Raw genomic sequence first — 12,692 nt, 5'->3', positions numbered from 1 at the left:
GATGCTCCGTCATTTTCTCGCCGATGATGACCTGACTCCACAGGAGCAGGCTGAGGTGCTGCAGTTGGCTGCAGAGCTGAAGGCAGCGCCGTACTCCCGCCGGCCGTTTGAGGGGCCACAGTCGGTTGCGGTGCTGTTCGACAAGACGTCGACTCGTACCCGTTTCTCCTTCGACGCTGGTATTGCGGCTCTGGGCGGCAACGCGATTGTGGTCGAAACCGGAAACTCGCAGATGGGCAAGGGCGAAACCTACCAGGACACCGCTGCTGTGCTCAGCCGCTTTGTCTCGGCAATCGTCTGGCGCACCTACGCGCAGTCCGGTTTGGAAGCCATGTCTGAAACCGCGACGGTGCCGATTGTCAACGCGCTTTCCGACGAGTTCCACCCGTGCCAGATTCTCGCTGACCTACAGACCATCATCGAGCACAAGTGCCCGGAGGAAGGCCAGACGGGACTGCGTGGCAAGAAGGCTGTGTACTTCGGCGATGGTGCCAACAACATGGCCAACTCCTACCTCGTGGGCTTCGCCACCGCAGGTCTGGACGTCACCATCTGTGCACCGGAGGACTTCCAGCCGGAGCAGGTCTACGTCGACCGTGCCAAGAAGGTCGCGGAGCAGACCGGTGCGGCCGTGTCCGTGACCGCGGACGTCGATGAGGCCATTGCCGGTGCTGACGTTGTCATCACCGATACCTGGGTCAGCATGGGTCAGGAGAACGACGGCCTGGATCGGCGTACTCCGTTCCTGCCGTACCAGGTCAACGCTGAGCTGATGGCCAAGGCAAATGAGGATGCCATCTTCCTGCACTGCCTGCCGGCATACCGTGGCAACGAAGTTACTGCCGAGGTCATCGATGGCCCGCAGTCGGTAGTCTTCGACGAGGCGGAAAACCGCATGCACGCTCAGAAGGCGTTGCTGACCTGGCTGGTGGAGAGGCAGTAAGGTCATGACCGCAGCACAACCAGGATCTCGCACAGCTCGGCAGACGCGCATCGCTGACCTGCTGGCGCAGCATCACGTGTCCAGTCAGGTTCAGCTCGTCGAGCTGCTTGCCGACGAAGGCATTGAGATTGCGCAGGCGACGTTGTCCAGAGACCTCGATGAGCTGGGCGCCCGAAAGATTCGCGATGGAGCCAACGGTTCGCGTTATTCCATCGTCGAAGACGCACTCGCTGTTTCCAGCGGGGCAGTGGCCAGGATGCGGCGTGTTTTAGACGAGCTGCTGGTCTCCATTGATCATTCGGGCACCATCGCGGTTGTGCGTACACCACCGGGAGCCGCACAGTATCTAGCCAGTGTGATTGACCGTGCGGGACTCAAAGAAATCGTTGGCACAATTGCGGGAGATGACACCGTAATGTGCCTGGCTAGAGAACCACTTTCCGGCGCTGACCTAGCCCAGCGTCTAGCCGCCGGAACGAACCAGTAAACTATTCCACGAAATGCTTTAAAGCACCGATTAAAGGAGCGCTTACCCTATGACCAACCGGGTTATTCTTGCTTACTCTGGTGGCCTCGACACCACCGTTGCTATTCCGTACCTCAAGGAAATGACCGACGGCGAAGTCGTCGCAGTTTCCATCGATGTCGGACAGGGCGGCGAGGACATGGAGTCCGTGCGTCAGCGCGCTCTGGATGCCGGCGCTGTCGAAGCTGTCGTTGTCGACGCTAAGGACGAGTTCGCCGAGGAGTACTGCCTGCCGACCATTAAGGCCAATGGTCTCTACATGAAGCAGTACCCGCTGGTTTCTGCACTGTCTCGCCCGCTGATTGTTAAGCACATGGCGAAGGCCGCAGAGGAGTTCGGTGGCACTCACGTCGCACACGGCTGCACCGGTAAGGGCAATGACCAGGTCCGTTTCGAGGTTGGTTTCGCCAACACCGCCCCGGATCTGAAGATTATTGCACCGGCTCGTGACTTCGCTTGGACCCGCGACAAGGCTATTGCCTTCGCTGAGGAGAAGGGTCTGCCAATTGAGCAGTCCAAGTCCTCTCCGTTCTCCATTGACCAGAACCTCTTCGGTCGCGCCATTGAGACCGGCTACCTGGAGGACCTGTGGAACGCACCGACCAAGGATGTCTACGCGTACACCGAGGATCCGACCCTGAACTTCAGCTCCCCGGACGAGGTCATCATCTCCTTCGAGGACGGTAAGCCGACTGCCATCGACGGCAAGAAGGTTTCCGTGCTTGAGGCCATCGAAGAGATGAACCGCCGCGCTGGTGCTCAGGGCATCGGTCGTCTGGACATGGTTGAAGACCGCCTGGTCGGCATTAAGTCCCGCGAGATCTACGAGGCTCCGGGCGCAATTGCCATCATGACCGCACACGCAGCGCTCGAGGACGTCACCGTTGAGCGTGAGCTGGCTCGTTACAAGCGCCAGGTCGAGGGCGAGTGGGCCAACCTGGTCTACGACGGCCTGTGGTTCTCGCCGCTGAAGCGCGCGCTGGATGCCTTCATCGAGGAGTCCCAGAAGGGCGTTTCCGGTGACATCCGCATGGTCATGCACGCAGGTCACTGCAACGTCAACGGTCGTCGTTCGAACACCTCGCTGTACGACTTCAACCTGGCTACCTACGACGAGGGCGACACCTTCGACCAGACCCTGGCTCGCGGTTTTGTCGAGCTGCACGGCCTGTCCTCGAAGATGGCCGCAAAGCGCGACTTCAAACTGTAAAGATTCTCCAGAGCGACTAGAGCGAAAGGCCTATTGGAAAAGACAATGGTCGAAAAGCACGGTACCAACGAAGGCTCCCTGTGGGGCGGCCGCTTTGCCGGTGGCCCGTCCGAGGCGATGGCCGCATTGAGCAAGTCCACCCATTTTGACTGGGTGCTCGCGCCTTACGACGTTCTTGCGTCCAAGGCCCACGCCCGAGTGCTGCATGCCCGTGGGCTGCTCAGCGATGCCGACTTTGACACCATGATCGAAGGCCTTGATCAGCTCGGTCGCGACGTTGCCTCCGGCGAATTTGGTCCAGAGCCGACAGATGAGGACGTCCACGGTGCCATGGAGCGCGGTCTGATTGATCGCGTCGGCCCGGAGGTCGGCGGTCGCCTGCGCGCTGGTCGTTCCCGCAATGACCAGGTGGCAACTCTGTTCCGCATGTGGCTGCGCGATGCCGTGCGCGGCGTTGCACTGGATGTCACTGACCTGGTTGCCGCCCTGGTGGCTCAGTCCAAGGCACATCCGGATGCCATCATGCCGGGCAAGACCCACTCCCAGGCAGCGCAGCCGGTATTGCTGGCCCACCAGTTGCTGGCTCACGCGCATCCGCTGCTGCGCGATCTGGACCGCATCCGCGATCTCGACCGTCGACTGGCTGTGTCCCCGTACGGTTCTGGTGCGCTCGCAGGGTCCTCGCTGCACTTGGATCCGGAAGCCATTGCTGAAGAGCTCGGCTTCGACTCTGCCACGGACAACTCCATTGACGGCACTTCTTCGCGTGACTTCGCCTCTGAGGCGGCATTCGTCTTCGCCCAGATTGCCGTGGACATGTCTCGCCTGGCAGAGGAAATCATCTACTGGGCCACCCCGGAGTACGGCTACGTCACTCTGGCTGATGCCTGGTCGACCGGGTCGTCCATCATGCCGCAGAAGAAGAACCCGGACGTGGCAGAACTGACCCGCGGTAAGACCGGTCGCCTGATCGGTAACCTCGCTGGTCTTATGGCCACGCTGAAAGCGCAGCCGCTGGCCTACAACCGTGACCTCCAGGAGGACAAGGAGCCTTTGGTGGACTCGGTTGAGCAGCTAACCTTGCTGCTGCCGGCCCTGACCGGCCTGGTGGCAACGCTGACCTTCCATGAAGACCGTCTGCGCGAGCTCGCTCCGGCGGGCTACACCCTGGCCACGGACTTGGCCGAGTGGCTGGTCCGCGAGGGCGTACCGTTCCGCGACGCTCACGAGGCATCCGGCCAGTGCGTCCGCATCGCGGAGTCCAAGGGCGGTATCGGTCTGGACGAGCTTTCCGACGAGGACCTCGCCGGTGTCCACCCGGCACTGACTCCAAAGGTCCGTGAAGTGCTTACTATCGACGGCGCTGTCGCTTCCCGCGATACTCGCGGCGGCACTGCGGGTGTCCGTGTTGCAGAGCAGCTCGCTCGCGTCGACGAGAAGAACACTGAGCTAAAGCAGTGGGCTGAAAAGCCGGTTCGCGGCTAAAACTGGCAAAGCTGGCAACCTGCTAGCTCAGCTAACGCGGCTAATTAATCGGTGTGCGGTCAATCGACCTCACGCCGATTTTTTACAGCCCGGGGAGAAAGTAGAAAAACCAGCAACCCGACAACTGATGACCCGACAACTGGCAACCCGAAAAATTGCGGGCTCCACGTGCGAATACGGGCTGCAAATGTGAAACTGTGTAAGTTTATGACACTTTCAGGCCATTTTTCGGGCCATTTCTGTCATAAACGTAGTCAGTAACTCGGATCGACCCGCCGCCGCCAGTCATAAACGTAGTCAGTAACTCGAATCGACCCGCCGCCGCCAGCAACCCCGTAATGCCAGGGTGCCCCCGAAGTGACGCAGATTACTGATTATTTCTATATCTGTTGCCAGGTTTGGCCGGGTCTCTTACCATAATTTCATGGCGGAAAGTACGCGGTCGAGCGGTGGAAATCGCAGCTCACGAGATAAAAATAAAAATCAGAGTGGTAGCAAGAAAGGGTGCATGGGCCCGGGGGCAATTCTTGCAGTCATTTTGATTGTCATCGCGGCTGTTGCAGTCTATGTCGGTCGCGGCGGTAGTATCCCAGGTTTTTCTGGTGGCAGCTCCGGAGGAAACCGTGATTTCTTCGGTGGTGAAAAGACCGTCGTCAAGGCGATCGTTGGCTCTGAGAAGAAGCCCTTCTTCGAAGACAAAGAGGTCCAGAAGGCTCTTGCCTCTCACGGCTATACGGTAGAAGTAAAGACGGCGGGTTCGCGTCGGATGGCCACGGATGTGGATCTGGATTCCTTCGACTTGGCATTTCCGTCGTCAGCACCGGCAGCGGAGAAAATTGCCGAGAAAATGAGCGGCGCTGAGCGGTACGACGTCTTCTACACACCGATGGCGATCGCTACTTTCGACAACATCTTGCAGGCATTGGCGCGGGAAAATGTTGCTCGCCAACAGGGCACTACGTGGCAGGTAGATATGGCAGCGCTGGCCACGATGCAGCACGACAATGTCCGCTGGCGTGACTTCGCGGAGAACGATTATCCGTCGCCGCGCACGGTGCAGATGTCCACGACGGACATTCGTTCGTCGAACTCGGCCGCAATGTACTTGTCGCTCATGTCTTGGATTACCAATGAAGGCCGGATTGTGTCTGACAATGGGCAGGTCAATGCGGTCTTGCCAGAGCTCACCCCGCTGTTCACCGGCCAGGGATACACGGAGTCCTCATCTGCTGGACCATTTTCGGACTACCTCTCGCAGGGTGTCGGCTCAAAGCCAATGGTGATGGTCTACGAGTCGCAGTTCCTGGGGGAGAACAGTGCCCCGAACAGCCGGTTGAAGCCGGAAATGCGCCTGGCGTATCCATCGCCGACGATTCTGAGTACTCACGTGGCGCTGGGCTTTAACGACAATGGCGCTGCGGTCGCGCGGCTCCTCGCGGAAGACCCTGAGCTTCAGAAGCTGGCGGCCAAGCACGGTTACCGATCCAGCCAGCCTGAGGCGATGGAGGAATTCCAGACGCAGTTGAAGACGGGCCAGGAGGTCTCCACCGATTTTGTGGACTCCATTGATCCGCCGAGTTTCGACATCCTCGAGCAGCTTATTGAGGGTGTTTCCCGTGGATACCAGAGCCCTCCGAGGCCGGAAACGGAAGAGGGGTAAAGCCGAATGAACATGGATCGAATGAACATGGATAAGGCACCAACTGCCCTCCGCAAAATGCTTCTTGGCCTCGTCGGTGTGCTCGGCATCTTCGCTGTCGCGGCCTGCTCCGACGGTGGCCTGAACCTGCCGCTGGGCTCAGACGATGACAAGACGAACAAGATCAACGTCGATTCTGATCTCAAGGGCTCGACTATGCGCATCGCCGGGGCCACGGAGCTTGCAGAGCTCCAGCCACTGATGCAAAAGGCCTCCGACGACCTCGGTTTTACTATTAACCTTGAGCTTCTCGACGGCACCGTGAAGAACAGCCACGCGCTTGTCGCAGGCGAATTCGACAACGACTTTGATGCCACTTGGTTTGCTACCAACCGGTACGTTGATCTGCTCGGTGGGGCTGACAAGCTGGGCGAAGCCAAGAAAGTCGCCACCTCACCCGTAGCGTTCGGTATCCATTCGGCGAAGGCTCGGGAGCTCGGTTGGGATACCAAGCAGCCGACGTGGGCTGAGATCGCGGAGGCTGCGTCGTCAGGCAAATTGGCCTACGGCATGACCAACCCCGCGGAATCGAACTCGGGCTTTTCCGGTGTGGTGTCGGTTGCGACCGCGTTCGCCGACACCGGATCGGCGCTGACTACGGGGGATATCAACCGCACCACGCCTGAACTGCAGAAGTTCTTCGAGGGGCAGAAGATGACCTCGGGTTCGTCGGGGTGGCTGCGCGACAAGTTCCTGGATGAGCCGGACTCCGTCGACGCGCTCATCAACTATGAAGCTGTGTTGCAGCAGATGAATAAAGAGGGCGCTGACCTGGAAGTTGTTGTTCCGAGCGACGGTGTCATCAGTGCGGATTACCCGCTGACGCCACTAGCACAGCCCGCTAATGATCTCGCCGCGCGGCAGACGGAGGCTCTCGGACAGTGGCTGGAAGCAAACTCGCAGGTTCTCGCCGACCACTTCCTGCGCCCGGTCTCCGATGACGCCAACCTGCCGGAAAGCATGACCAACAGCGTCATTATCGAGCTGCCGTTCCCGGGTGATCGCGCCGTCACGGACCGCCTTATTGAGGCCTACGACAATGACCTGCGCGTGCCCGGAGAGTCGGTCTTTGTTCTCGACACCTCCGGTTCAATGTTCGGTGAGCGCATCGCTGATCTACAGGCGACGATGCGCGCAATCGTCGACCGCAGTGCACGCACGGAAACGGGAAGCGTGGGGTTGCGAAACCGCGAAATCGCGACGATTCTGCCGTTCAGCACGACCGTCGGCGAGCCCACGACCACGACAATTGACGGCCCGGAATCGCGCGCGCAGCTCACCGCCGCCATCGATGGTCTGTACGCAGAGGGCGAGACGGCGCTTTACGACGCACTGATTCAAGCCTTCGACCTTCTCGGCAGCTCGGATAAGAACTCCATCCCGTCCATCGTGGTGTTGACCGATGGTCAGGTAACGTCGGGCAAAAGCTTTGCGGAATTCCGCGATTTCTACCAGTCCAAGGGCGGGAATCTGCCGCCGGTATTCGTCATTCGCTATGGCGAGGCGGATCCGGGAGAAATGCAGGAACTTGCGAATCTGACCGGTGGTAAGGTTCTTGAATCCCGTGAGACCGAGCTTGCTGATGTGTTCAAGGAGATTCGTGGCTACCAGTAAATCCTCCGGCACTTCCTCCGGTACTTCCTCCGGCGGTGGCTTTCTCAACAGTCCCGCCAACATTGTCGGGCTCATCCTTGCCATCGCCGTCGTGCTGCTGCACCTGACCGTGGGGCTTGGTTTCCTGTGGCCGGTTGTTGCGATTGCCGCGTGGGGCGCGTCGGTTGCTTTGTTGCCGAGGCAGAGCAAAGAGGCGCAGAAGTCCGTTAGTTCGGCGCCGAAGCCTGAGATCCCACAGCGTCGCCCGCTCAATCCATCTGAGCTGCGTAGGAATCTTCACCGGACATTGGGCAGGCTTTTCGATGCCCAGCCTGGCGAAGATCTTGGCAACGCCGCAAATGACCTGGGTGCGACGCTGGAATCCGTCCTGAGCGAGTGGAAGTATCTCAAAGATTATCCCGAGCAGAAGGTAGTCATCGGCGGCATTATCCAGGAGTACTTGCCGCAGACAGTCAACTCCTATCTCGCGGTCCCGGAGCGTCTGCGTCACAAAGCCGAGAATCCGGCTCGGGAGTCCATCGACCTGCTGCATTCCGCGGTGCAGAAGATCCAGGATGCTATCGGCCAGGACAACCTGATTGCTTTGGAAGGTCAGCGTGACACCCTGGCAATTCAGTTCGGTAAGATAGTGGACTATGAGCCTTGATCCGAAACTCCTTGAAATCCTCGCATGCCCGCGTGACAAGGGGCCGCTTGAATACCTCGAAGATGAGCAGGTGCTGGTCAATCCTCGCCTGAAGATCGCCTACCGCATCGACGAAGGCATTCCGGTCATGCTTTCCGACGAAGCTATCGCCTGGGACAAGTAATTGCCTTTCCCGCTTCCCGACGGCTACCGCGCCCTCGACCGCACTGTGCTGTCGGGAGCTCCCATTGAGGCTGCGAAGACGCTGCTCGGGTGTGTAATTGTCATCCCCGCTGAGGATGTTATCGCCACCATCACCGAGGTCGAGGCCTATGGTGGCCCAGTTGACCAGCGTTATCCCGACCCGGCCGCGCACTGCTTTATGGGGCCAACCGACCGCAATCGCGCCATGTTTGGCCCGGCGGGGCATTGGTATATCTACCGCTCCTATGGCATCCACTTTTGTGCCAACATCACCAGCGCTACGGACGGCACGGGCGGGGGAGTGCTAGTCCGTTCCGTTCGCATTGAGCAGGGTATGGATGCGGTGCGTCGTCGCCGTGGTGAAAAGCCCGCGGTTGCGGGTCTCGGACGTGGTCCGGGCAATGTTGGTCAGGCGCTTGGCCTTGACCTAAGCGACTATGGGGCAGATGCGCTGGATCCGTCGTCACGCGTGTTTGTGGCGCAGCCGGAGACCGCCGATTTAGTTAGCGACATCCACGCAGGCCCGCGCGTGGGTGTTCGCCGAGCTGCGAATAGGCCGTGGCGGCTGTGGCTGCCGGACGATTCCGTCTCAGTCTATCGTCGCCACAAGAAGGCCGTTGAGGAGTTCTAGGTCACCCTCGCGGTGAACGTCGGCAAGCGAAACGTTACGATGGAGGACGTGACTGAACAGAACATTATCGACGAACTACAGTGGCGTGGGCTGATCAATCAGTCCACCGATGTTGACGTGCTGCGCGAGGCGTGCGAAAGCCCCATTACTCTGTATTGCGGTTTTGACCCAACGGGCGATTCGCTGCACGCGGGCCACCTGGTTCCGATGATTATGTTGCGTCGTTTCCAGCTGGCCGGTCACCACCCAATTGCGCTTGCGGGTGGCGCCACGGGCTTCATCGGCGATCCGCGTGATGTCGGTGAGCGATCGATGCTCAGCCAGGACGCCATTGAGCATAACCTGGAGGCCATCAAGGGCCAGCTGCGTCGTTTCATTGACTTTGAGGGCGAGGCCCCGGCGACGATGGTCAATAATGCGGACTGGACTATGAACATGTCCGTCATTGACTTCCTTCGCGATGTCGGCAAGAACTTCTCCCTCAACACCATGCTCGACCGCGACACTGTGAAGCGCCGCCTCGAGTCCGACGGCATCTCCTACACCGAGTTTTCCTACATGCTGCTGCAGTCCAACGACTACGTGCAGCTGCGCCGTAACTACGATTGCGTGCTGCAGATTGGCGGCGGCGATCAGTGGGGCAACATCGTCTCTGGTGTCGACTTGAACAGGCGTATCGACGGTGCCAAGGTGCACGGTCTGACCGTGCCGCTGGTGACCGATGCGCAGGGTCAGAAGTTCGGTAAGTCCACCGGTGGTGGCAAGCTGTGGCTGGATGCTGAAAAGACTTCGCCGTACTCCTGGTACCAGTACTTCCTCAATGCCGGTGACTCGGTTGTTATCGACTACCTGCGTTGGTTCACCTTCCTGACTCAGGAGGAGATTGCGGAGTACGAGGTCGCTGTTGAGGAGCGTCCGTTCAAGCGTGAAGCGCAGCGTCGTCTGGCGCAGGAGATGACCAACCTGGTCCACGGCGAAGAGGCCACCAAGGCTGTTGAGCTGGCAGCGCAGGCACTGTTTGGTCGCGCTGAGCTGACCGAACTGGACGAGACCACTCTGGCGGGTGCGGTCTCTGAGACCGAGGTTGCGGAGATTGCCGAAGGGGAACCGCGTACTGCTGTTGACCTCCTGGTTGCTGCGGGTCTTGCCAAGTCGAAGGGCGAAGCACGCCGCACCATTAAGGAAGGTGGCGCGTACGCCAATAACCAGCGCATCGAGGACGAAGCGTGGGAGCCTGCCGCCGAGGACCTGCTGCACGGCAAGTGGATTGTGCTGCGCCGCGGCAAGAAGAACTTCGCTGGTGTGAAGTTCGTATAGGTGCCGGTTGGTCTCCGTACAGGTGCGTTGTTGGCCTCTAGATCAATTGGTGTTTATGCAGCTTGATTCTTTTTAGGTAGCTGGGCTAAGGCTCCGGGCAAGCTAGGAGAATGATGATTTCAGAATCATTGACTCCTGGTCAGTCCGGAGTCTTGGTTGTTTTAGGGGAGCGTAGAAACCGGAGCCAAGGTGGTAGTGATGAGCGAAATCTACCGGCTTTCGTTAAGGGGAGTGGGCTTCCGGTCCTTGGTGAATCGCTCTACTGCACAGGCAAAACGCTAGTTCACATCTATCTACCTGGGGTTTTGTGTCTTTAGGTGAGGTGTGTGTAATGTATTCGGAGGTCAGCGTGGCCAGGCGGTTGTTGTCTGGTTGGCTGATGTGGGGGAAATGTTTTCGTGCGGTTAGCCGCTGGGAGTCGTTGGTTTGACTTTCTGGTTAATTGTTTGTTAATGTTTTCTCTCGCTGCTCACGGGGTGGCTGCTGCTTGGTTGTGGTGGTTGTTTTGTGGGTGTGTTGTGTGAGAACTCAATAGTGTGCCGATGTACTAACTAATACTTTTTTGGGAAAGTGCTTGTTTGGTTGTCGTTTGCGCGTGTGTTGCTGGTGGGTGCCAGGGGCCTTTGTTTGTTTTGGGTCCTTTTGTGCTTGCGGGTGATGGATTGCGTGGCGGCGCCTTTGTTTGGGTGCTTTTCGCGTGGTTTTTTCATTTGTGGGAAAGATCATGGTTGTTCTCTTCTTTTTTGGCCTCGTCGGTTCGAAGGGGAGAACGTTTTATTTTTGGATAACGGCCAGGCCGCGCACTGTTTGTGGTGTGTGGTGGTTGTTTGTTTTGTTTTTGTCAGGTTTTTGGGCCTTTCATTGTTTTTTTGATTCTTCTGATTTGAAGGGTTTTTGATGGAGGGTTTGATCCTGGCTCAGGACGAACGCTGGCGGCGTGCTTAACACATGCAAGTCGAACGGTAAGGCTCCAGCTTGCTGGGGTACACGAGTGGCGAACGGGTGAGTAACACGTGGGTGACCTGCCCTGCACTTCGGGATAAGCCTGGGAAACTGGGTCTAATACCGGATAGGACCGCACCGTGAGGGTGTGGTGGAAAGTTTTTTCGGTGTGGGATGGGCCCGCGGCCTATCAGCTTGTTGGTGGGGTAATGGCCTACCAAGGCGGCGACGGGTAGCCGGCCTGAGAGGGTGGACGGCCACATTGGGACTGAGACACGGCCCAGACTCCTACGGGAGGCAGCAGTGGGGAATATTGCACAATGGGCGGAAGCCTGATGCAGCGACGCCGCGTGGGGGATGACGGCCTTCGGGTTGTAAACTCCTTTCACCATCGACGAAGGGTTTCTGACGGTAGATGGAGAAGAAGCACCGGCTAACTACGTGCCAGCAGCCGCGGTAATACGTAGGGTGCGAGCGTTGTCCGGAATTACTGGGCGTAAAGAGCTCGTAGGTGGTTTGTCGCGTCGTCTGTGAAATTCCGGGGCTTAACTCCGGGCGTGCAGGCGATACGGGCATAACTTGAGTACTGTAGGGGAGACTGGAATTCCTGGTGTAGCGGTGAAATGCGCAGATATCAGGAGGAACACCGGTGGCGAAGGCGGGTCTCTGGGCAGTAACTGACGCTGAGGAGCGAAAGCATGGGGAGCGAACAGGATTAGATACCCTGGTAGTCCATGCCGTAAACGGTGGGCGCTAGGTGTGGGTTTCCTTCCACGGGATCCGTGCCGTAGCTAACGCATTAAGCGCCCCGCCTGGGGAGTACGGCCGCAAGGCTAAAACTCAAAGGAATTGACGGGGGCCCGCACAAGCGGCGGAGCATGTGGATTAATTCGATGCAACGCGAAGAACCTTACCTGGGCTTGACATATACAGGATCGCGCCAGAGATGGTGTTTCCCTTGTGGCTTGTATACAGGTGGTGCATGGTTGTCGTCAGCTCGTGTCGTGAGATGTTGGGTTAAGTCCCGCAACGAGCGCAACCCTTGTCTTATGTTGCCAGCACGTTGTGGTGGGGACTCGTAAGAAACTGCCGGGGTTAACTCGGAGGAAGGTGGGGATGACGTCAAATCATCATGCCCCTTATGTCCAGGGCTTCACACATGCTACAATGGTCGGTACAGTGGGTTGCCAGTCCGTGAGGGCGAGCTAATCCCGCAAAGCCGGTCTCAGTTCGGATCGGGGTCTGCAACTCGACCCCGTGAAGTCGGAGTCGCTAGTAATCGCAGATCAGCAACGCTGCGGTGAATACGTTCCCGGGCCTTGTACACACCGCCCGTCACGTCATGAAAGTCGGTAACACCCGAAGCCAGTGGCCTAACACATTTTGTGGGGGAGCTGTCGAAGGTGGGATTGGCGATTGGGACGAAGTCGTAACAAGGTAGCCGTACCGGAAGGTGCGGCTGGATCACCTCCTTTCTAAGGAGATTATTTTTTCTT

The 12,692-nt window shown here is 58.6% G+C and carries 10 protein-coding genes and 1 rRNA gene; all 11 read left to right on the top strand.

Going from position 1 to position 12,692, the window contains the following annotated elements:
* Position 1: 1 nt before the first annotated feature.
* Positions 2-943 carry an ornithine carbamoyltransferase gene (gene argF / locus HMPREF1206_RS11165; protein WP_016422895.1) on the top strand — a complete coding sequence of 314 codons (942 nt, stop codon included), beginning with the start codon at positions 2-4 and terminating at the stop codon, positions 941-943.
* A gap of 4 nt (positions 944-947) precedes the next feature.
* Positions 948-1,430 (top strand): arginine repressor, encoded by a 483-nt coding sequence (locus HMPREF1206_RS08410; protein ID WP_005511719.1) that lies wholly within the window; start codon positions 948-950, stop codon positions 1,428-1,430.
* A 49-nt stretch (positions 1,431-1,479) separates the two neighbouring features.
* Positions 1,480-2,679, top strand: a complete 1,200-nt coding sequence (locus tag HMPREF1206_RS08405; RefSeq protein ID WP_016422894.1) for an argininosuccinate synthase — start codon at positions 1,480-1,482, stop codon at positions 2,677-2,679.
* A 45-nt stretch (positions 2,680-2,724) separates the two neighbouring features.
* Positions 2,725-4,164, top strand: a complete 1,440-nt coding sequence (gene argH / locus HMPREF1206_RS08400; protein ID WP_016422893.1) for an argininosuccinate lyase — start codon at positions 2,725-2,727, stop codon at positions 4,162-4,164.
* A 508-nt stretch (positions 4,165-4,672) separates the two neighbouring features.
* Positions 4,673-5,824, top strand: coding sequence for a hypothetical protein (locus HMPREF1206_RS08395; RefSeq protein ID WP_016422892.1), 1,152 nt, complete (start codon positions 4,673-4,675; stop codon positions 5,822-5,824).
* 6 nt (positions 5,825-5,830) lie between these two features.
* The gene (locus HMPREF1206_RS08390) at positions 5,831-7,477 is read left to right on the top strand and encodes a VWA domain-containing protein (protein ID WP_016422891.1); all 1,647 of its coding nucleotides are present in this window, start codon (positions 5,831-5,833) and stop codon (positions 7,475-7,477) included.
* Positions 7,464-8,123, top strand: coding sequence for a hypothetical protein (locus tag HMPREF1206_RS08385; RefSeq protein WP_016422890.1), 660 nt, complete (start codon positions 7,464-7,466; stop codon positions 8,121-8,123). The genes HMPREF1206_RS08390 and HMPREF1206_RS08385 overlap by 14 nt, the downstream gene beginning before the upstream one ends.
* Positions 8,113-8,286 (top strand): Trm112 family protein, encoded by a 174-nt coding sequence (locus HMPREF1206_RS08380; RefSeq protein ID WP_016422889.1) that lies wholly within the window; start codon positions 8,113-8,115, stop codon positions 8,284-8,286. The genes HMPREF1206_RS08385 and HMPREF1206_RS08380 overlap by 11 nt, the downstream gene beginning before the upstream one ends.
* Positions 8,287-8,937, top strand: coding sequence for a DNA-3-methyladenine glycosylase (locus HMPREF1206_RS08375; RefSeq protein ID WP_016422888.1), 651 nt, complete (start codon positions 8,287-8,289; stop codon positions 8,935-8,937).
* Between the two features lie 39 nt (positions 8,938-8,976).
* Positions 8,977-10,254, top strand: a complete 1,278-nt coding sequence (gene tyrS, locus HMPREF1206_RS08370; protein ID WP_042389357.1) for a tyrosine--tRNA ligase — start codon at positions 8,977-8,979, stop codon at positions 10,252-10,254.
* A gap of 894 nt (positions 10,255-11,148) precedes the next feature.
* A 16S ribosomal RNA gene (locus HMPREF1206_RS08365) occupies positions 11,149-12,671 on the top strand.
* Positions 12,672-12,692 lie beyond the last annotated feature (21 nt).

This window comes from Corynebacterium sp. HFH0082, assembly GCF_000411235.1.
In the GTDB taxonomy this organism is placed as follows: Bacteria; Actinomycetota; Actinomycetes; order Mycobacteriales; family Mycobacteriaceae; genus Corynebacterium; species Corynebacterium jeikeium_D.
The sequence above is the reverse complement of the archived record's forward strand: the minus strand, read 5'-3'. Positions and strand labels throughout refer to the sequence as shown.